Source organism: Gorillibacterium timonense (genome assembly GCF_001457415.1).
In the GTDB taxonomy this organism is placed as follows: domain Bacteria; phylum Bacillota; class Bacilli; order Paenibacillales; family NBRC-103111; genus Gorillibacterium; species Gorillibacterium timonense.
This window is the reverse complement of record NZ_LN881724.1, coordinates 1,852,220-1,873,721: the sequence shown is the minus strand read 5'-3', so window position 1 is coordinate 1,873,721 and position 21,502 is coordinate 1,852,220. Positions and strand designations below refer to the sequence as shown.

18 protein-coding genes are annotated in these 21,502 nt (G+C 53.9%); 3 read left to right on the top strand and 15 right to left on the bottom strand.

Annotated features, from left to right (window positions below; translation table 11 throughout):
- Window positions 1-82 precede the first annotated feature (82 nt).
- Window positions 83-454, top strand: coding sequence for an ArsR/SmtB family transcription factor (locus tag BN2684_RS21200; RefSeq protein ID WP_058304079.1), 372 nt, complete (start codon window positions 83-85; stop codon window positions 452-454).
- A gap of 106 nt (window positions 455-560) precedes the next feature.
- On the top strand, window positions 561-2,075 hold the full coding sequence (locus tag BN2684_RS21195) for a S41 family peptidase (protein ID WP_159065829.1): 1,515 nt from the start codon (window positions 561-563) through the stop codon (window positions 2,073-2,075).
- 30 nt (window positions 2,076-2,105) lie between these two features.
- Here BN2684_RS21195 and BN2684_RS21190 read toward each other — a convergent pair whose 3' ends face one another.
- From BN2684_RS21190 to BN2684_RS21120, 15 genes are all read right to left on the bottom strand, one after another.
- Window positions 2,106-2,696, bottom strand: coding sequence for a GNAT family N-acetyltransferase (locus BN2684_RS21190; protein WP_058304077.1), 591 nt, complete (start codon window positions 2,694-2,696; stop codon window positions 2,106-2,108).
- Between the two features lie 196 nt (window positions 2,697-2,892).
- Window positions 2,893-3,225, bottom strand: a complete 333-nt coding sequence (locus BN2684_RS21185) for a hypothetical protein (RefSeq protein ID WP_058304076.1) — start codon at window positions 3,223-3,225, stop codon at window positions 2,893-2,895.
- Window positions 3,226-3,441: 216 nt separating this feature from the next.
- Complete coding sequence (locus BN2684_RS21180) at window positions 3,442-6,477, bottom strand: efflux RND transporter permease subunit (protein ID WP_058304075.1); 3,036 nt, start codon at window positions 6,475-6,477, stop codon at window positions 3,442-3,444.
- A 289-nt stretch (window positions 6,478-6,766) separates the two neighbouring features.
- Window positions 6,767-7,768 carry a potassium channel family protein gene (locus BN2684_RS21175; protein ID WP_234340329.1) on the bottom strand — a complete coding sequence of 334 codons (1,002 nt, stop codon included), beginning with the start codon at window positions 7,766-7,768 and terminating at the stop codon, window positions 6,767-6,769.
- A gap of 48 nt (window positions 7,769-7,816) precedes the next feature.
- Entirely contained in the window at window positions 7,817-8,206 is a 390-nt protein-coding gene (locus BN2684_RS21170; protein WP_058304073.1) for a DUF350 domain-containing protein, read from the bottom strand.
- The gene (locus tag BN2684_RS21165) at window positions 8,206-8,892 is read right to left on the bottom strand and encodes a hypothetical protein (RefSeq protein WP_058304072.1); all 687 of its coding nucleotides are present in this window, start codon (window positions 8,890-8,892) and stop codon (window positions 8,206-8,208) included. The genes BN2684_RS21170 and BN2684_RS21165 overlap by 1 nt, the downstream gene beginning before the upstream one ends.
- Window positions 8,883-10,103, bottom strand: coding sequence for a glutathionylspermidine synthase family protein (locus tag BN2684_RS21160; protein WP_058304071.1), 1,221 nt, complete (start codon window positions 10,101-10,103; stop codon window positions 8,883-8,885). The genes BN2684_RS21165 and BN2684_RS21160 overlap by 10 nt, the downstream gene beginning before the upstream one ends.
- Entirely contained in the window at window positions 10,100-10,924 is an 825-nt protein-coding gene (locus BN2684_RS21155; protein ID WP_316245527.1) for a hypothetical protein, read from the bottom strand. The genes BN2684_RS21160 and BN2684_RS21155 overlap by 4 nt, the downstream gene beginning before the upstream one ends.
- A gap of 25 nt (window positions 10,925-10,949) precedes the next feature.
- Window positions 10,950-11,165 (bottom strand): hypothetical protein, encoded by a 216-nt coding sequence (locus BN2684_RS21150; RefSeq protein WP_058304070.1) that lies wholly within the window; start codon window positions 11,163-11,165, stop codon window positions 10,950-10,952.
- Between the two features lie 243 nt (window positions 11,166-11,408).
- Window positions 11,409-12,278: a radical SAM/SPASM domain-containing protein gene (locus tag BN2684_RS21145; RefSeq protein ID WP_058304069.1), complete on the bottom strand. Its 870-nt coding sequence runs from the start codon at window positions 12,276-12,278 to the stop codon at window positions 11,409-11,411.
- 139 nt (window positions 12,279-12,417) lie between these two features.
- Entirely contained in the window at window positions 12,418-14,490 is a 2,073-nt protein-coding gene (locus BN2684_RS21140; protein ID WP_058304068.1) for an acyltransferase family protein, read from the bottom strand.
- A gap of 412 nt (window positions 14,491-14,902) precedes the next feature.
- Window positions 14,903-15,349, bottom strand: coding sequence for a Fur family transcriptional regulator (locus BN2684_RS21135; RefSeq protein ID WP_058304067.1), 447 nt, complete (start codon window positions 15,347-15,349; stop codon window positions 14,903-14,905).
- A gap of 160 nt (window positions 15,350-15,509) precedes the next feature.
- Entirely contained in the window at window positions 15,510-16,823 is a 1,314-nt protein-coding gene (gene odhB, locus BN2684_RS21130) for a 2-oxoglutarate dehydrogenase complex dihydrolipoyllysine-residue succinyltransferase (RefSeq protein WP_058304066.1), read from the bottom strand.
- Window positions 16,824-16,841: 18 nt separating this feature from the next.
- The gene (locus BN2684_RS21125) at window positions 16,842-19,721 is read right to left on the bottom strand and encodes a 2-oxoglutarate dehydrogenase E1 component (RefSeq protein WP_058304065.1); all 2,880 of its coding nucleotides are present in this window, start codon (window positions 19,719-19,721) and stop codon (window positions 16,842-16,844) included.
- A 78-nt stretch (window positions 19,722-19,799) separates the two neighbouring features.
- On the bottom strand, window positions 19,800-20,561 hold the full coding sequence (locus BN2684_RS21120; protein WP_058304064.1) for an MBL fold metallo-hydrolase: 762 nt from the start codon (window positions 20,559-20,561) through the stop codon (window positions 19,800-19,802).
- Between the two features lie 121 nt (window positions 20,562-20,682).
- Between BN2684_RS21120 and BN2684_RS21115 the strand changes: the two genes are divergently transcribed.
- Window positions 20,683-21,150 carry an Lrp/AsnC family transcriptional regulator gene (locus tag BN2684_RS21115; RefSeq protein ID WP_058304667.1) on the top strand — a complete coding sequence of 156 codons (468 nt, stop codon included), beginning with the start codon at window positions 20,683-20,685 and terminating at the stop codon, window positions 21,148-21,150.
- Window positions 21,151-21,502: the final 352 nt, after the last annotated feature.

The window sequence follows — 21,502 nt, the reverse complement described above, 5'->3', positions numbered from 1 at the left end:
AACCTTAATAAATGTTCATTTCGCTCTTCTTTGGCTTTGGATATAATAGGAACAGGTAAGAACTCCAACCGTGGAGGTTATTATGCCACAAGAATTCGATACGCAAGAGGAATGCGATGCCTCATGTCCAGGTACCGTTTCCGACTTGAAAAGCGTGAAAATCGGGATGACCGACAGGGAAGCTGCTACGGAGATGGCCGACTGGTTTAAAGCCTTCAGTGACCCGACCCACATCCGCATCATCTCCGCCCTCCTGCAAAAAGAGCTTTGTGTCCATGACCTGACCGTGCTGCTTGAAATGGGACAATCCGCTGTCTCCCATCAGCTGCGCGAGCTGCGAAATCGGCGGATTGTTAAACGCCGCAAGCAAGGCAAGACGGCTTATTATTCCCTCGATGACGCGCACATCGAACAGATTTTTATGCAGACCTTGCAGCACATCGGCCATGCCTGAAACGCAAATGGTACTTCCTGCGGAATTGGTGCAGAAGCGGCGGCGTAAGAAGAAACGGTTGCTGTTCACAGTTTTATTCGTGTTGATTGGAATCGGAGGGTTAAGCTTGTATCGATATATCACGATCCCAGGCCCGCAGATTGAAGTCAAAGAACTCACCCCACAGCAAAAGGCCGAGGACTTCCGCTATCTAACCCAATTGGTCGCAGACGTCTACCCTTTTGCCGATGCCGTTAAACAGGAGAAGGGTCTTATCGACATCAACGAGCGGGCCGACGAATACGTGGCAAAAGCCGAAAAGACATCCGATAACAAGGCCTTCCTTTCCCTCCTATACGAGTATATGATCACCCTTCAACAAGCCGGTCACGCAGAAATCCTCTACTCCGAATCCTATAATCCGGTCTTAAGCTATTGCTACCGAATTCCCAAGAACGCTTATCGGACCCAACATTATTGGAGCCGATTGGCCTCTTCGCTTCCCTTCTATTCCCATTCCAGCTTGAACGTCCGGTATCGGAACGGTACCTACGAGCTTGTTGAGGAAGCGCAACTGGATGGGGTGACCTTGCCACCTGGAACTCAGATTCTCAAAATCGACGGGTTGCTCACTGATGATTATGTGCGCAGTCTGATGTCCCGGATCAGGCTCACGCTAGATCCGCTGCTGGACAAGCTGTTTGTGCAGGATTTGTTCGCCGTCGATCCGGGTGAGAACGTCTTGGATTGGGAGGTCGACTTTCTTAAGCCAAATGGCGAACATGTCGTTCTTGAGGTTCCAAAGCTTACCGGATATGCCGACCGCATGGCAACGGATCAGACATACTCCCAGAATACAAACGTGATTACTCGCCAATTGGACGGAACGAAAACGGGATATATCAAGATATTTTCATTCGGCCGCTCGTCCAAGGAAGCGGATCGGAGTATCATTCAGGAGTTCATGCGCAAATATGGGCAAGACTTGGACAAGCTCATCCTCGATGTAAGGGGCAACGGCGGAGGTGAGCAGGATTATTGGACGGATCTCCTTCTCCGCCCCCTATTGAAGGAACCGATAGACGCAGAGTTCGATGGGGCCATAAAGAGCCGTTTCAAAGAACGACTCGGGTTCCGTTTTACGATCTATCGCAAATTCGTCACTTCGACGCTTACCAATGCCAAGCTTTATGGAGTGAGCAGCGTCGAGAAGATCGCAAATCCCTCCGATCTGGATGACACATGGGTAACCTACCGGGTCAATAAGCATCTAACGCCTTTGGATTCATTCCCGTTCAACGGAAACGTCTATGTGCTTATTGACGGGAACAGCTTTTCCGCGGCGGACAGCTTTGCCATGACCATGCAAAAGCTGAAGCTCGGAACGCTGGTTGGGACTCCGACAGCCGGAGGGGACTCGGAATACTTGGAGCCATATCGCTTCTCTCTACCCAACAGCGGCATCCTCTTCCGCCTCGAACCCGAACGGAACTGGAATCAAAACGGTCAAACCAATGAGATCTACGGAACCCAGCCCGACATCCGACTCCAGCCTTCGGAGTATCCCACCGAGTATCCTTCCGATTACGAAATCGATACCCTCCTTCGCGACAGTTGGATTCAGCGGATCATTCAGGAATAAGAAGAGGCTGTCGAGTTCAACAGCCTCTTCTTATTCGGCGGTGTTCTCTGCTGAGCGTGCACCGGATTGCTCGATAATCGAACCGAGTCTCCCCGCCGTAAATTCCCCCGCCAGTATGTCCATCAGAATAGCATCGTGATAGTGGCCGGCAATAAGCCGGGCTTGCCTTAGCCTTCCGATCTCTTTAAAGCCCACGTTATGATAACAACGAATCGCCTTCTCATTGAAAGCAAACACTCCGAGCATCATGCTGTTCAAGTTCAGCAGGTTGAAGCCATAATCGAGGAGCAGCGTCAGGGCTTCTTTCCCGTACCCCTTGTTCCAGTACTCCTTGTCTCCAATGAAAATACCAAGCTTGCCGCTGTTGTTGATGAAGTCCAGAGAGAACAGCAAGCATCGGCCAATAGGCAGCCCGCTCTCATTGTGGATGATGAGAAACGAATGGCTTTGTCCGTCGCTTTCGATTTCCCTGCGCATCCGTTCGGCATAAATTGGCGTGTATGCCTCTCCTCCAAGCGGCAGGGTCACTTCCAGATCATTGAGCCAAGCTGCAATTCGCGAGGCATCTTCCGGCCGAACGGTCATCAGAGACACTTGATCACCCGGCAGCTTGAACGTCATAACGGCTTCCTCTCCTCCCGATAATCCTTTCCTACCTGATACATATGCCTGGAGCGTGTTTTCAAACCGAAATCCTTCCTTTGAAATCTCCGCGAATCAAAAAAACCGGAAGCAGAAAAGCTCGCTTCCGGTTTCATTTCGTTCGTTTCTGCGATCCCTATACTGACAGCATCAGCCTGATAGGGCTTCCAGCTCTTTAAGGTTCACGCGAATTCGACCGATTCCATTCCTCTACAAGCAAGCGTTCCGAGGGATGGAGTTCATGTGTGCCGCCCAAACCTGATGGATGGAGCCCATGAGTACCACCTCTTCCAGAAGGATGCAGGGAGTGAGCGGAATCCATCGCCAAATCGCGAGAACGGCGAGCGAGCGGCAGGCCGAAGCCATCCGGCATCTCGTTCAGCTTGCCGATAATCCCATTCATTTTCTCCGACAGCTCCCTCAGCTTGCTCTTCGTCTCTTCGGCGCTCGTGCGAATGTTCTCCCGAAGCTCCTCTTGAGAAGCCTTCTTCTTGTTGTTCTTGATCAACGCGGCCCCTCCTCGCTCTGGATCAAATATCGGATACCCCACATGGGACTATCCCGTTACTCTCACCTTACCCAGGGAAGAAGCTTTTAAACCATGCAAAACGGCAGGGGAACCATCACCGGTTCCCCTGCCGTCTACCCGAGCAACAAAAGTGCGCTCGCATTATACTGCCATCATAATGAGTTTAGTATCTTCGCACATGTGCGAAAGTTCTAGTTAGAAGGTCGAAGTATCTTGAGCAGCGGCAACGGCGGCAACGGCAGCCGTTCCTTCTCGACGTTGACGCGCCGATTTACGGAAGTGCAGCAGCTCGTATACAGCAGGAACAATGACCAGTGTAAGGAAGGTCGCAGCGGTCAATCCTCCGACAACGACGATGGCGAGGCTCTTCGATACGATGCTGCCCATCTCGGTTTCACCGAACAGCAGCGGGAGCATAGCGCAAATGGTGGCGAGCGCGGTCATTAGAATCGGCCGCATCCGGGTGCCGGCCGCTTCCAGGAGCGATTCGCGAATGGACATGTGCTCTTCGTTGTGCTTCACCCGATCGATGAGCACGATGGCGTTCGTCACGACGATGCCCACGAGCATCAATGCGCCGAAGATTGCGGTATAATCCGGAGTTACGCGTGCTACGATCAGCCCGATGACGGCTCCGATTGCTGCGAGCGGCAGAGACATGATGATGGCAAAGGGCGCGCGCAGCGTCTTGAAAGTTAGAACCATGATCAGATAAACCAAACCGATCGAGACGAGAAGCACCATGAACAAGCTGGACATATCGGAGGACTGATCCGCAGACGCACCCCCGACAAGAACGTCAACACCTTTCGGAACAGTCAGCTGATCCACCGCTTTCTGAATGTCCTTCCCTACTTCCGAAAGCTTGTTGGGATCGGCCTGAGCGGAGATGCGGACATACGGTTTGCCATCCTTGTGGTATAGCATACTCGGCTCGTTCTCGGAGTGAATCGATGCCACTTGGGTGAGAGAGACCGGTCCTGCAGCCGTGGTGATGGTCAGATTTTTGAGCTCATCCAGCTTCTGCGGAGAGGCAAGCGGCTCCAATTGGACGGTGGATGTGCGGTTCTCCAGCGTGATCGTTCCAAGCGGGATCGGATTCAGCATGCCTTGCAGCTGCTGTGCGACTTCCGAGCCATTTGCCTCAGACGGATTGACTTCGATCTTGAAGACCGGCTTCGTATTCTGCTCGTTGCTTTCCACCTTATCCACGCCGGATACCGGTTTGATCTTATCAACGGCTTCCTTGGCTACCGCACCGAGTTGGGATGCGTCATCGCCGACGATATCCACATAGACGCTGGTTGAGCTTCCTCCCATTAGATTCAGTACTCCAGCCGTTAGCGTACCGCCCGGATATTGATCCTTGGTTGCTTTTATGCGCTCCTCAAACGCCTTGGCTTCCTTTCCATCCTTGAGAATGATCGAGTAACTGACAAGGGTTGGGGAGACGACAGATCCCCATTTGGCATTCTCCGAGCTGTTTCCGCTTTGCATCAGAACGTATTTGCGTTCCGGCTGTGCGATCAGGTAGCTTTCCAGGCGCTTGCCCTCTTCGATAACCTTGCTTACGGGGGTATCGCTCGGATAGTTCAGTTCCACGCTCATGAAAGTGGAATCCTGGGTACTGACAGCTCCCTTCGGCAGCTTGATATAAGCGGCGATCGAGCCGACGAAGACGACAAGAACCAGGATGAGCGGAATAGCTTTGTGCTGCAAATTCCAATCCAGGAAGCGGATGAACGATTGCGGCGGCTTATGCTCCTTCAATGGCGCCTTGCGTAACAGCACCGAACCGAGCAGAGGAACTACCGTTAAGGCGACAAATAAGGATCCGAGAAGCGAATAGGTGACCGTCAAGGCAAACGGCAGCAGCAGGGCTTGCATGTTGCCCTTGAGGAGCCCCATCGGCAGAAAGACAGCGACGGTCGTGATGGTCGATGCCGTGATGGCCGTTGCCACTTCCTTGGTCGCATCGATGAGCATGTCGACGGAGAATTTCTCCTTTTGCAGACGCCGGTAGATGTTCTCGATGACGACAATGCTATCGTCTACGAGACGGCCGACGGCAACCGCAACCCCGCCGAGGGTGATGATGTTCAGCGTGACGCCGGATAGACTCAGCAGATACAGGGTAAGCGCTAGAGACAGCGGAATGGAAACGATCGTGATGAGTGTAATCCGCAGGCTGCGCAGGAAGAACAGAATGACGATCGTTGCGAACAGCGCGCCGAGCAGCACCTCGCGCATCATGCTGTTTACGGAATCGACGATAAAGTCCGAGGTATCGAAGAAGATGTCCATCTGCAGCTTCCCGCTGTATTCTTTGTTCAACCGTTCAACCGTCTTGGCGATTTCCTTACTGACCGTAACGGCATTGGCCTTCGCTTCTTTATTGACCGCGGCGAACAGTGCATCATTGCCATTCAAGCGGCTGATGCTTTCCGTGACATCCTTGGTGGTGACATCCGCTACATTCTTCAAGGGTACGCCCGGCAGGATCGGCAAATCCTTCAAAGCATCCAGACTGCTTAAGGAGGACGTGACCTGCAGGTTACCGCTTTGGCCATCCAATGTCAGCTCACCTGCGGAGACCGAGCTGTTCCGCCCCTGCAGGAGAGTGAACAAGTTTTGATAGGGAACCGCGGCTTGCGCCATTTTTGCGGGATCGGCCTTAACCGATACGACAGGGGCGCTTTTTCCGTCCAGCATGACGTTAGCGACGCCTTTGACTTTTTGCAGCTGGTTCACGACATCCTTCTGCAGCTGTTCCTGTTCCTTGGAAGACAATCCGTCTGCGAACGCGATGGAGAGCTGAGAGATCGGGATCATGCTGGTGTTATATTGCATGACGTAGGGCTTCGATACTCGTTCCGGAAGCTGAACCTGACTGAGGGCCTCTTCGGCTTCCTGCTTAGCTTCTTTCATCTTCGTATCCGACTCAAAATACAGGTCGATCTTCGTGTACCCATCTCCGGATGTGGAGAAGGCATTCTTCTTGCCCTTTAGCCCGTTTAAGGCTTGCTCTAACGGAGCGGTAACCTCGCTTTCCATCGATTTGGCGTCATAGCCCGGTCCAATGACGGTGATAGTTAGCGTGGTATCGTCCGCTGACGGCACCAATTCCATAGGCAGACGGAAATAACTCAGAATGCCGACGACGAGGACCATGACAATCAATAGGCCGACCGCCGATTTGTTGCGAAAAGACCAACGGGTAATGCGGTTCATGATAATGGCTCCTTCCACTCTCTTTTTTGATTTGGCTTACTACTGTCTTCTATGTAGGTTTCCTTGATCAGAATAGAGCTTTCGGAAGCGATTGTCTTCTAACCCGGGTTGAGGGCGAAACCGCGACCAAAGTCTAGGAAGGAGTTGGCCTTTGGTTCATGTACTTCTGCCTCGAAGGCTTGCGAAGATAAAGAAAAACCCGCATGAGCGGGGAAGATACTCTCCCCCCGCCGTGCGGGCATTAGTCGTGTCGTGCGGGTCAAATGGGTCATGCAAGGTTTGTCCTTCATCAAGAACCGGTTCGGCGTCCGCCCACTATTCTTCGATAGGTGTCCTCATCCGCAACGACATAGAGCCGCGCTTCCGCTGGAATCCGCTCGCCAAGCTTGCGATTGATGCTGAGATCGCCGCGGTCGGAGAGCAAGGTCGCTCCCTGTTGCAGAAAACCGTGAAACGCGTCCGCATAGGTGCTCCAGGCCGGATCAGCCGGAACCTCATAGAGATCGTCGCCATGCTGGCGGCTGATGAGCTGCTGAAGCACCTCGGCGTTTCCTTCCTGCAGAGCAGCCCGGACGGCAAGGCGCGAAATCGCATCATGCGACAAGATAAACTCGTTCACCTGAACATGTCGGAAATTCTGGATGTTCTTCTCCAGAAGAATTTCTACGGTCGTGTGAACCTTCGGAGCGATCCGCTCGATGCTGGAGACGATGAGCAGCGTTTTTCCGTCGGCGAGCGACGTCTCGTCGATGCGCAGGTCTGCAAAAACGATGGCCGCCTTCGCGTTGGTAATTCCCGCCTTGATCAGCACCTCATCGTCAGAGGGATCGCCTTTGACAAAGTGGACACCCGGCAGCTGTTCCATCGGATGCTGACCGGATTCGTCGATCAGAACGATGGGCAGATCAGCTTGATAGGCGGCAATTTCCTCCACGGCTGCTTGCGCTTTTCGGTTCCAATTGATAATGATGATGTGATCCTTGCCACGAAAGGTCAATTCTCCTGCTCTCCTCTGACGGTGAACCGATCCGAACCCGTCGATCACCTTGCCGATGACGAGGCTTAGCAGACCGATTCCGAAAATGTACAAAAAGATCGTAAAGCCCTTACCAACCGCGGAGTGAGCAAAATAATCGCCGTAGCCCACCGTAGCCATCGTCGTCAGCACCCAATAAAACGCATTGAACCAGTTGCCAAACGTATCCGGCTCCAGCAAATAGGCCAAGCTGGCGCTGACCAATACGAACGAAACGATGAGGATGCCGAGATGCTTTTTGCTCACCCGAAGCATGCTTCTCGTGAGACGCACAATAAAATGCAAGGCCGTTCCCGCCTTCTATTAAATGATCAAGCTGCTCACCGCAAAAGCGCTTCCGATGAAAACCAGACACAGCATAATCCCGACGGCGACATTTCCCTTTTCCAGCTCCTTGGAGACGTTGAAGCCGAGAGTGACCAGCTCAAAAATCCAATAGGCCGCGATCAAGCAAACATAGCCGATGGCGAACCAAAGCATCATGAACCAGATGGACGTATTGGTGAAAGCGGCAACTCCCAGAATGATTGCTGTAGCAAGGAACTTCCCGCCGAGCGCGAGCCCCACCGCAACATTGCCTTTCTTTAACTCTTCCATATCATTGAACGGCGTCATCCAATGAAAGATGACCATTCCCAGCAATTGCAACAAAATAATGACCACTACGCTAACGACGATATTCAAGACAACCATTAATTCGCCCACCCCCGGAATTTGGCATATGCCGCGTCATAATCCGTAAAATCATGAACCTGCTCGAGAACGACTTCGGCCGTTTTCGCTTTTTCCAGCTTCTTATACCGGTCATCATCAATCGGCTGCTTGACCTGATTGCCCGATGGCAGCTCCAGCACGGCAAAGTTGCGCGTTTTGTCCTTGTATTTCGTCTTGTAGACTCCAACAACTCCGACATCCGTCTTAACCGTTACCTTCAAATTCGCCAAATCTTCTTCAGCCTTGGCTTTTTCCTTGTAAGATTTGATCGTGTTCCAGGCGGATAGCTTGATGTCGGTCCGCTGTTCTTCGTTGACGCTCATCTGCGCATCCATGTACTGCATGGTCCAGATCTTGTCTCCAGTAGCGTAGTTGTCGTCGTTCGGCAGCAGCTCATTGTCGGGTAGAACGGTCATATCACTGCCTACCAGATCGCCTACGGTATTCTCAACGATTCGATAATCCCAAGGGATGCTCTCGACATCCGCCGAAGCGGTCGTTTCCTTGCTCTCGACGGTGCTGAAGACGCTGTCGGGATTATTCGTGCACGCCGTCAACCCGACAGCGAGCAGCACTGCCGCCATCCCTAACGTGGTTCGGCTCAGGCGGGAGCGGCGCTTGCTTGTAGCTGCGCCTACTTCCGATATCCGACTCTCTACTTGCATGATGATCTCACCCCTATAGGTATAAAATGACTCGTATTGCCAGTGATCGGCCCGCCCGCACGGCCGAGCAAGCCGCAGGGCTTCCCGTTAAGCATGAACAGTCCGGTCAAGAGGTGAAGCTCTCCTTCCGCTGTTTCGACGCGGGCAAGCTCCGCCCTTTTCTGGAACACTGTCGGGAATAAGGTGCTGGTGTCGAAGCCGTCTTGGTCTTCGATCTCCAGGTTTCCCTGCCGGTCATACATGCGGACAGAACCGCCTTCGCGGCCGAACATCGATTTGGATACGAAGCTGCCCGAGAAGACCGCCTTGTTGTACGTCGGCAGCAGATAGCGTTCGATAGCGGCGCGCTCTTCCGGCGTGAACAGAAGACCGAGCTCGTATAAGCCCCAAGCCGCCGCCACAAGTCCCTTCGATTGCAGCAGAATGCTGTGCGGCGGGTTGAACAAAGCGATGCGGCCGGTTTCGATCCCGTAGGCGAGCGCTTCTCCCCCCTCATCGACGGCCATCCATTCCTTCGGATACAGGGCGAACATTCGGTCGATCTCTCGGCCGTTTGCGTCCTTCACGATGCCTTTGTCGATGGAGAGATCGAGGCAGTCGGCAAATTGCACCTCAAGACCGCTGTGACGGGCAAGCGCTTCAACCGTGCCAGTATCCTCCAAGTGGCTTCCATAATCGACACAAGCGACCGTATCGGGACGATATTCCGCCCATGCATCGTGGACGGCATCCGCCATTCCATCATTCACACATTCGATTCCGGCCTGCCTGCAGAGCCAGGGAGTGGCGATGGAGGCCTCCACATAGCCGGTTGGAGTATCCGCGTTCAGCTCCAATAGCTTGAGTTCCCCCGCATCGCTGACTGCGAAGTCAAACCGCGCATACCGGCTGATCAAGCCGGGAGGAGGCAGCGGGCAAACATCAAGCATTTTCCAGAGGACCTCAGGAATACCGATCAGATCATAGAGAACGTGATTTCGATGCACGTAACGGGCTGCTTTGTCGAGAACGATCCAGAGCACGGCTGCCGCAGCTTCAAGCTCCTCATAGACCGATCGATCCAGGAGCACGATCTGATCGATCCAATAAGCTTCCTCCTCCAGATCGGCCCAGGTAAAGCCAATGTCAGCCAGCTCTTGAACAAGCCGATCACGATCAGGCCGTGGCTGCCCCGTTACGGTAAAAACTGGGCTTCCTTCTCCGATTGTCATCCGCCAAAGCTCCCCCGACTGGTCGACTTCGAGCTGGAAAAGCTCGATTTGGAGCTGGATTTGCTGACGGATTTCGATGAGCTGGAGCTGCTGGTTGATTTGCTGCTGGAACTCGATGAGCTAAGACTGCTTGAGGTTCCTCCGATGCTTCCCGATTTCGAAGACGTCGCCCGCTTTTTGAAGGTGCCGCTTGTGGAGGATGTCTTCGGTTTAACGGCTGAACCCGCCACTGCTTTATTCTGGAATTTATCGCTGGAATACGTTGCGGGTTTGTAGGTGCGATTGCTTCCCGCGTAATAGCCTTTGTGATCCGTGTAATAGTTCGTTGTCGAATAACGTGCACCGCTGTTGAACAGCATGTGGTACAAAAGCACGTCATCCCAGCCGAAACCTGAGTGGTAGCCTCCGTACTGATTGATCACGGTTGTGTTCGATCCAGTCCCCGTCCCGGTTCCCGATCCGCCAGAAGCTCCTTCGGTTTCTTGATTTTTCTCAATTTCTTCAAGGGGAAGGCTCCAGTCGGCATTCTTGTCGAAGTACGCCTTCACCTCTTCCGTTGACCAGGAAACAAGCTGCGGCTCATCCGCCGATGCGGCCGAGCTGTTCGCTTCGGCTACCGCCGCTCCCGTTCCAAGAAACGCATTCGCAAACAACGCGATCCCAAGGGACGTGGACAGCACCTTTAACGGCTTGCCTTCCGGTGACCCGCCTGCAGGCGATACCGCTCCGATCGGTGTAAGATCGACTGCCGTCATCGCTTTCTGAGCTGTCGCAGGAGCAGCTTGGTCAGGGCGGCGTTCGTTTTGACTCTCTTCGTTCATTGCGCTCTTTCCCCCTATTCTTGCCTCAATCATGCCTTACCGACACCAGGAGCAGCTCAAGCTTATTCGTATCCACATTCAGCCGCCCTTCAAGCGTTTCGTACTCTTGACCATCCACAATCAGATAATTGATGTGCTCCAAAGCCGCGACCATGTTCGTGTTCCAGGTCCGTTCCTCCAGCAGAAACAGCTCTCCTGTCTCCAGCTTTTGATACAGAACGACATCGATTCCGTTATCCAATCTTCAGCCCTCCTATCCTTCGCCTGTTCGTCCTCTTGGACGCGGCGTGATTCCCGATGATTGATACGGGGAACGAAGAAAAACGTTCCGGAATTTGCCAGGCCGAGTTAATAAACGGGTAGCCGGAAAGTAGACTCTTCGGATTATGCCAAAAAGAAACCGCTTTAGCTCAAATTCAAACGGCCATTACTGTCCATTTCGTTCCTCTAAGCGGTTTGAACACATGCCTTATCCCTACAGCGTTCAGCCAAATTTTCTCCGGTACCCGCACTTCCTGCACAGTTCCTCAACGGCTGTCCGTCTGGAAAATCCCTCCTTCAAACGGAGTGCCCGTTCCGATTCGATAATGTCGGCAAAGGATGCTTCCTGAAGATTCCCCAGATTGATGACGCCTTCTCCGTCCAGACAGCAGGGAACTACCGTGCCGTTAGCCAAGACAGCGGCTTGGGTTCTCAGCCCATAGCAAAATCCCGCTCCATCGTCCTCGGGAGCGTTCAGGCTTGGCCATTCAAAGACGAGATCGCGGTTGAGATAGACCCGCTCTGCCAGCTTGATCCCGCTTCCCGGAGCAAGCGGACGCGACAACTCCCCCGCGGTCGGATAGTACGCAGACAAGCGTTCCAACAGCAGACGGTTATGTGACCAGTACGAAGCGCCTTCCTCCTTCTCTTCTCCATTCCATAGCCGAAAGGACACATGGATTCCGGAATCTGCCGCATCTCTGGCAAATGCAAAGAGAGGGGCCAAATAAGCGTCAAGCCGCTCGGGATCGTTTCCCTCAAAGCTGTGCAGCGATAGGTTCACCTGACGGAGAGCCGGCTTGCCGAGAAGCTTGTCCCGCATTTTGCCGATCAAGGTTCCGTTCGTTGTGATCACCGCTTGCAGCCCCTCTTCCTTGCAGGCGTCGAGCAAATGATCCAGCTTTGGATGCAAGAGCGGCTCGCCTTTCACATGAAGAGCAACAAGCGAGGTATGCAGCTTCACTTCTTGAAGGCGGCGGCGGAACTCATCGGGCTTGATGAACTCCGCGCGCCGTTCCGTAGGCGGACAGAAGGAACAGGACAGGTTGCAGACACTGGTGATTTCGAGATAAACCTTTTGAAAGGGCTTCATAGCTGTTCGTCCGCTCCTTATTCCGTGTAGGCAAACTTCTTCCATCAGCTTACAGGAAAACGGTGTATTTTTCATTACATTTTTCTCGTTAAGCCAAGCAAAACAGGCTGCCGCATCGTAGCGACAGCCTGGGGGTCGATTATTGGAATTCAGCGTAAACCAGCTTGGCGTATGCCTTTGCTCCGGAAGGGTTTAAATGAACGCCGTCGGGTGCAAAGTACTCGTCATGGCCGGCGCTCGCCTCATACCAATTGATGAGGGTGGCATTTGCATAATTCGGGACGACATGAGAGAGCATGGAATTTACATTGGACTCCCAAGGCCGGGGAACCCGCACGTTAACAAAGATCACCTGGTCAACTTCCTTCAAGGAATCGAGCAGGGCTTCCAATTGCTTCTTGGTGAAGGCTCCGTTTGTTCCCAGATTGAAGATCACCCGTTTCCCGAGCGAACCTGACTCTTTAAGCCCATCGACGATCTCCTGGGCATCCCACATTTGGCGGCCGATCTTGCCGTCGACGGATATTCCAGGGGCGAGCTCTTGAAAATAGGGTTCCGCATCCAGCATAACGGAATCGCCGATGGCGGTTGTTCCTTGCCCCTTCCCTTTCGAATGCGTGGCGCCGGGTTTGGGCGAAGGGCTGTTCGGTGCCGAACTCGGTGAACCGGGCGTTGGGGACGCGGGATGAGTCCCATCCGGCGAGCCCTTCTCTCCATCATCCTTCGGTTTTTCCGGCTCAGGTGTTGCGGTGGGGGCTTTGGAAGGACTGGCGGTCGGGGCCTTGCCAATGCCTGAAGAAGGCTTTCCGCTGCCTGGAGTCGATTGGGACCCCGTCGGCTTCGTAGATTCCGTTCCCGTTTCTGCCGGTTTAGCTGGTTTCTCGGAAACGACTCCTTCTGAAGGGGTAACCGCCGGACTAGGGCTCGGTGTGACGGAAGGGCTTGGCGTGTTGTCAGGTGTTGGTTTCGTTTCCTGCTTCGTTCCCGCATCCATGCCGCTTGCCAAGGCGCTCGGGAACACCTGAGATGCTCCGCCGAAGAACAAGGCAAATCCGATAAAGAGATAACCGGCTCTTCTCAGGATGAGTCTTCTTCCTTTTGCATTTGACAAGCTTTTCCGCAGTCGTGACAGCGCTCCGTGACGGATCGGATTTTCGATGTATTTGTAAGAGAGGGCCGCGAAGACGAGGGTGGCAGCGACTTGTAAGATCACGCGCACCATCGAAGGACCTTCCGTATGAATAGCCGGAGTTGTGAGGACAATTACCGGGTAATGCCAAAGATAAATGCCGTAAGACCGTTTGCCGAGCCATTTCAGAGGCCTTGCTCCAAGCAGATTACCGAGAAGGCTCGCCGGATGGGCCAGGACCGCAATCAGCACAGCCGTAAGGATAGACAAGAGCAGCAAGCCACCGGGATACAGCGATTCGCTGTATTGATCCGTGTGCCCTACCATCACCAGGATGGCGGCAAGAGCGGTGATCCCGATTCCGTCCAGTGCGAGCTTAGTTGCCGGACGAATGCGGTCCGCCGAAAGACGGGCGCTCGGCCAAATCATAGCAAGTGCGGCGCCGATCAGCATGCCGAACGCTCGGGTGTCCGTCCCGTAATAGATGCGACTCGGGTCCATACCCGGTTCGAACAGCAGCTTCATCAGAAGAGCGGATATCCCTGCAATCGACAAGGTGAGAGCAAGAAGTCTGCCCCGTTTCGGAGGAGTCCGCAGGGCGAATGCCAAAACGAGAGGCCAGATCACGTAAAACTGTTCTTCTACCGCAAGCGACCAAAGATGGCCCAAGGGCGACGGAGTCCCAAAGCTATCAAAGTATGAAACCTTGTGAAAGATGAGCCACCAGTTGTTGACGTAAAAGAGAGAGGCAAGGGTGTCCCCTCTTAGAGAGGGAATGGCAGCGCCCGTGAAGGAGGTCCATGCCAGGACGGCCGCAAGAACGGTAAACATGCCTGGCAAGAGCCTTCGGGCGCGTCGAAGCCAAAAATCTTTAAGCTCGAAGGAGCCGTTCTTTTTCCAGCCGGAGATGAGGATGTCTGTGATCAAATAGCCGGACAGGACAAAGAAGATTCCGACTCCGAGCAAACCGCCGGGAGCCCACCGCGTATTCAAATGGTACAAAATGACGATAAGCACGGCGATCGCCCGGAGCCCATCTAGGCCGCCCATGTAACGAAGGGATGAAGCTTGCGGCTGTTTCATGCGGATTCACCGCCTATCCGACAGACAATCAGGCAGACAGAAGGGATCCATGGGGTGGGGGAAGGATTGCTCATGATGACGGGTCGATCTCCTTTTCTCTCTTTTACACATAGGAATGGAAAGTTATGAATAATTTTTCGACATTATTCGACATTTTTGAGTGGTGACAAATACGCTGCCCGAAGGAAAGGAACGAATGATTGAAGTTTTTGTTAAGATCGCTCATGTTTTCGTCTTACTCATGCTTCTCACCTCTTCCCCTTATCTTCTCATTAAAAAAGACGTCGAACCTTCGTCCTAAGTTTCATCATGAAACGAAAAAACCGCAGAGCTTGATCGACGATTCGATCCTGCGTTCTGCGGTTAGGCTGCAAAGGGCAGTAGGAGTATGAAGTTGGCGCAAACCCCCGGATTAATCCAGGGATGAAACCCCGTCCTGGCGGCATTCCTCACACAAGCCGTAGATCTCAAACCGATGATTGATGATTTTAAAGTTGCCCGGCAAGGAAAGCATCTGATTCATGGGACAGTAATCGAAGGTGAGCGTCTTCTCACAGTTTACGCAGATCAAGTGGTGATGATGATGATGAAGGCAGTTAGCTTTGAACTTTAATCCGCCTTCTTGAAAATAGACCTGCTCCAGCACGCCCATCTCGCTCAGCATTCGCAAATTGCGGTATACGGTATCGAAGCTCACACCCGGGTAGGTGAGCCGCATTTGATCATAGACATCCTTTGGAGAGAGATACCCCTCTGTTCCGGAAAAGATTCTCGCAAGCGAGCGGCGCTGATCCGTGATTCTCCAGCCGCTTTGCGCCATGGCATCGACCATATCCTGTTCCTGCTGCTTCTCGGTCATCCGGCAATCCCTTCTTTCGCGTTCCTAGAGCGTGTTTGCAAACCCATGAAACAGTCGAATAACAGGTGAGAGTCGCACGACCGAAGGTCGGGTATGCAAACACGCTTTAAGCCCATTGTGCCGCAGAAATTGTCGGCATGTCAAGCCGCCTCGGCGCTCTCTATCCTTCCAGCAAAAGCTTCTCCGGGTCCTCCAAAAGCTCTTTGACCGTACGGAGAAAGCGAACCGCTTCGCTTCCGTCGACGATCCGATGGTCATACGAAAGGGCAATATACATCATCGGTCGGTTCGCCATCCGTTCTTCATCGATGGCGACCGGTCTCCTTTGAATGGTGTGCATCCCCAGGATCCCCACCTGCGGGGCATTCAGAATCGGAGTGGACAAGAGCGAGCCGAATATTCCCCCATTCGTGATGGTGAAGGTCCCTCCGTTCAGATCGTTAAGCGACAGCGTATTGCTGCGCGCCCTCCCCGCTAACTCGGCGATGCGCTTCTCGATATCGGCGAAGCTGAGCCGGTCTGCGTCGCGCACCACCGGAACGACGAGCCCTTCCTCTGCGGATACGGCGATCCCGATGTCGTAATACTTCTTCACGAGGATATCTGTGCCGTCGATCTCCGCATTTAAGAGCGGGAAGCGCTTGAGTGCCCCGATCACCGCTTTGGTGAAAAAGGACATGAAGCCGAGTCCGACTTCGAATCGGTCGTGAAATTCCTGCTTCCTTCGCTTGCGAATATCCAGAATAGCGGTCATATCCACTTCGTTGAACGTGGTGAGCATTGCGGCGGTTTGTTGCGCTTGCACCAGTCTTGCCGCAATGGTCTGTCTTCTCCTTGTCATTCGAATCCGCTCAACGGGCTTCTCCGTCGCTGCCGAATCCACGACGGAAGCCGTCTTGACTTTCTCGATCTCCGGCGCCGGCGCTGCCTTTCCCTCTCCTGGCTTAAGTTCCCGTTCAGCCGCGATCAAGGCTCCCGGCTCATGGCCGCGAGCGGCGAGCAGCCGGGCTTCCTGAGTGGTGATTCCTTTTTCCCGGGCTAGCCTGCGTATAGAGGGAGGGGCCACTGCCTCGGCCCCCGAAGGGGAGCTGATTCCTTCTTTGCTCAAATATAGGCTGCCGCTCGCCGTCTCTGTCTCGTCTATCCTGCCGTGCGTTTGAGTTGCGGGTGGTTTCTGGGCAGGCGCAGCGACCTTACCCGGTGTCGAACCCGCTTCTTCCGGAGTTACAGAAAGCGTCGCTCCTTCCGGGCGGATGATTCCAACGGCTTCACCGATCGCAACGGTCTCCCCTTCCCTGCGGATGATTTTGTCCAAGGTTCCATCCGCTTCGGCCGTAATCTCCACATTGACCTTATCCGTCTCCAGCTCCAGGAGAGCATCGCCGAATCGAACGGATTCACCTTCTGATGTCAGCCACTTGGCGATGGTTCCCTCCGTAATCGACTCTCCGAGCTCGGGTATCTTGATCTCCATACCGCTTCTCCTCCCCACTTACCCGTCGATTTTTAGCGCTTCCGCAAGGATCCTCTGCTGTTCTAACCGGTGAATATGCTGATACCCGCTCGCCGGACTGGAACGGGAGGGTCGGCCTATGTAGCGCAGCGCCATTTCGGAAGAAAGCAGCTTCCTCATCCGGTTGTCCATGAAGGACCACGCTCCCATGTTCTTCGGTTCCTCCTGGACCCAGACCACTTCCGAGAGGTTCGGATAACGCGTGAGCACCTGCTCGAGCTCCTTCTGAGGAAAAGGATAGAGCTGCTCGATTCGCACCAGATGAAGAGCGGCCAAATCCGCTGGTCGGGTCTCCTCCAGCTCAACGGCGATTTTTCCGCTGGTAAGCAGGAGTCTCCGGACATCGGATTCTTTTTGCCCCGGCAGCAGGCGGTCGATTACAGGTTGAAAAGCTCCTGTGGAGAGCTCTTCGACGGGTGAAGCGACCAAGCGGTTGCGAATCAAGCTCTTGGGGGCCATTACGATGAGCGGACGAGCATATTCGGTATGGCACAAGGCGGCTTGCCTGCGCAGCAGATGGAAATATTGTGCGGCTGTCGTGACGTTGGCGACGATCCAGTTGCCCTCCGCCGAGCACTGCAAAAACCGTTCCAGCCGCGCGCTGGAATGCTCTGGCCCTTGCCCTTCATAGCCGTGCGGCAGCAGCATGACCAGGCTCGAGCTCTGCGACCATTTCACGCGGCCGACGGAGAGAAACTGGTCAAGGATGACCTGCGCCGCATTGGTGAAGTCGCCGAACTGAGCCTCCCAGAGGACGAAGGTATCCGGAGAATACACGCTGTATCCGTATTCGAACCCGAGCACAGAAGCCTCTGACAACGGGCTGTTGTGTATGGCAAAGGAAGCGTCCGCCTGCATCAAGCGATGAAGCGGCGAATAGGTCAAGCCATTCTCTTCGTCGTGAAGCAGCAGATGCCGGTGAGCGAACGTCCCCCGCTCCGAGTCCTGACCCGTTAACCGGATCGGGGTCCCTTCGGATAGAAGGGTCGCGAATGCAAGCGTTTCGGCGAAGGCCCAATCCACCCTTCCGCCTTCGCGAAGACTGTCCGATCGCCGCTCCAGTATTTTCTTCAGCTTGGGATAGACCGCAAAACCGTCCGGGAACTTCAGTAGCTCTTGGCCGATCTCTTGAAGCCGCTCCAATGGCACCCCGGTCGAGAGCTTCTCTTGTGGGTGCCCGCCAAGCGGCTCGATGAGATAGTCGCCTTCATCCGCCCCCGCTCCTCGCTTCATCCTCTCGTACGCGTCTTGGAGGGACTCCTCGATCTCCCGTTTGATTTCATCGACTTTCTCGGATGAAGTGACCTCTTCCCGGATCAAATGATCCGAATAAAGCTTCCCTACCGATGAATGAGAGCGTATCTTGCCAACCATAAGCGGTTGAGTCGCTTCCGGATCATCCGATTCATTATGACCATACCGGCGGTAACCGACAAGATCGATCAAAAAGTCTTTCCCAAACGTATTCCGATAGTCGCAGGCCAGCCTAACCGCAGACAGACAGGCCTCCGGATCGTCTGCATTCACATGGACGATCGGAATTTCGTACCCTTTCGCCAGATCGCTTGCGTAGTGGGTCGAGCGGGAATCCCGGCTCTCCGTCGTGAAGCCAAGCCGGTTATTGGCGATGATATGAAGAGTTCCTCCGCTGCGATACCCCTTCAGATTGGAAAAGTTAAGCGTCTCCGCAACAATGCCTTCGCCGGGGAAGGCGGCGTCTCCGTGAATCAGCACGGCAACGGCTTTGCCTGAGTCCTGCTGCGGGTATCCTCTCTCGCTGCGGTCATCCTGAGCGGCGCGGGCAAAGCCTTCCACAACCGGATTGACAAACTCGAGATGGCTCGGATTGTTGGCAAGCGTGATGCGAATCTCGGCCTCTCGGCCTTCCCTCAGCATTCGGAAGCCGCCCAGGTGATATTTCACATCGCCGGTCCAGCCAAAGTTAATGCCCATCGAGCCTTCGGACGGAATCATATCCTTGTTGGGAGAATGATGGAACTCGGAGAAGATCTTCTCATACGGTTTTCCGAGTATGTGAGCCAGCACATTGAGCCTTCCCCGATGAGCCATTCCCATCAGAAGATGCCGGGCGCCACCGCCAGCAAAAATCTTAACGATCTCTTCCAGCATCGGGACGAGCATATCCACGCCTTCGATTGAAAATCGCTTTTGGCCGACAAACGTCTTGTGGAGGAAATGCTCAAATCGCTCGGTCCGGCTTAGACTTGTGAGAAGTGCCATTCGTTCCACCCGAGACAATGGCTCGACAGCGCCCGGGCTTTCCACTCTCCTGTTCAACCATTCCCGTTCTTCCCGCTCATGAACATGGCTGAATTCATAGGCGATGGAACCCGAATAGAGCCTTTTCAGGCTCTCGATCGCTTCCCAACTATTAGGCGTTTTCTCACTCGAATACTCCCAGATAAGCTCAGCCGGTAACCTTTCCAGAGCTTCGCGCGTCAATCCATACGTCTGAAGACTCAGTATGCTGGCGTCGGATGGAGCTCGCAAACCAAGCGGATCGGTATCGGCCGCCAAGTGGCCGTATGTACGAATTTGCGAGACCAGCTTGCCTGCGGCAATGGCAATCGCCAGCTTATCAGCTTGATACCGATCTGCCGCCGTATCGGCGAGGCCCATGCCGGAGAGCCTTTCGCTTAAAGTTCCTTCTTCCCGTTTCCTTCGAGAAGTAGCTGCGGAAGCGGTCTCCGGCGGCCCCCATTCTTCAAATGACTTGCGAAACGTAACGTCTACCGACTGCGGATCTTCCACATAACGATCGTATTGCTCCAGAACATACCCCAGATTGGGGCCGCTGAAGAACGCCCAGGGCGACCTCTTCGCTTCGCCGTTCGTCATTGCCGATTCCTCCGTCCGTCGTTGATGGGCAGACTTACACCTATTTATACCCAGCAATCGCCGAACTGAACACTCTTTCTAGAGAAGATCAATGGTTTCTCCATCCTGAGGAATAATTACCCGATCGGTTAGCCCTTCTTGCAATAGCCCTTCTCTCAATTCGTTCCGGGTGAGGTGGCAATGATTGATCGCTTCCATGTGAACGGCAATAATCCGACTCTTGGGAGCGTAACGAGCTACCTTAGCCACATCTTCCGTTTCCATCGTGATTACATCTCCATCGAGAAAACGCGCTCCGCCCGCATTCAGTACGATCCAATCCGGACGGAATTCATCCAACGCTGTCCGAACTTCCTCGCACCAAATGGTATCCCCCGCTACATAAACCGTCGGCAGACCAGCCGCTTGAAGAACAAACCCGGAAACCGGACCCATCCGCTCCCCGACCTCTCCTGTCCCATGCCGACCGGAAGTTCGGCTCAGCAGCACTTCTCCGATGCGTTCGGACGCTTGCACTTCGATGACCGACGTGAAGCCTTCATCGCGAAAAGCTTGCTCGGTTCCGGGTTGGGTGTACACGGGTATCGCATGGTCCAAGCTGCTGGCCGCCGACAGATCCCAGTGATCGGGATGCCGATGAGTGACCAGAACGGCATCTGGCCGGACTAGCGAAGACTTGGCCAGCGGCAGTGTCACAAGCGGATTTCGAAGAGCATTGGCTGTATGGTGAATCGGAGGCTGCGCCCCGGCATCATCCAGCATCGGATCGAGTAAAACCTCTTGTCCTCCATACCAAATCCGAATCGTTGCATGGCGAATCAATTGAACAGCTGCTTTCATGTTCGATCTTCCTTCCTGGATCGTCCTTTGATACAATCAATCATAGCGGACGGAGTGAAACCGGGGAATGATCTGGTGAAAGGAAGAATCACGATTTCGTTTCAAAATGAAAGGAATGCTCATGGACGTTTCCATCGATCGGTCGGATTTGTTGATCCTGCAATGCTTGGCTGAGAACGCAACTCTAACCCATAAGGAAATTGGCTCGCGCGTCCATTTATCCGGTCAAGCGGTCGGACTCAGAGTCCGCAAGCTGGAGGATGCCGGAATCATCGAGGGCTATTCCGCTCGTTTGTCGGCTCCCCTCCTCGGACTTGGCATGGAGGGATTTGTGCTCATTTTTTTGAAGTCCCCAATGGAGCACGAACGGTTTCAAGACTTCATCCAGAAGGCCGAACCGGTTGAAGAGGCTCATCGAATCAGCGGTGACGGCTGCTATTGGCTGCGGGTTCGAATGCCTGGCCTGCCGGAGCTGGACGCGTTTCTCGATGAGGTTCTTCAATACGGCAACTATAAGCTCTATCTCTCGGTGAAACGCTTGAAATCGGTTGGTGTCGACCCGCTCAGGGCTCTGCCGCCGCAGCTGTAAGCGCACAAAAGAGAGTGTCCCAATAGGAAACTTTGCCCCCCCTTAGAAACAACATAGGACGATATTTAAAAGAAGCCAAGGAGCTAAGCGGCTTGTTCTCGCTTAGCTTCTTGGCTTCTTGGAGTCTTAGCTTCTTGGCGTCTTAGCTTCTTGGCTTCTTGGCTTCTTGGCTTCTTGGCTTCTTGGCTTCTTGGCTTCTTGGCTTCTTGGCTTCTTGGCTTCTTGGCTTCTTGGCTTCTTGGCTTCTTAGCTTCTTGGCTTCTTAGCTTCTTAGCTTCTTAGCTTCTTGGCTTCTTAACGTCTATCGCCAACTTCTCGAGCAGATGGTGGGCAACGGAAAGCCCCCGACCTC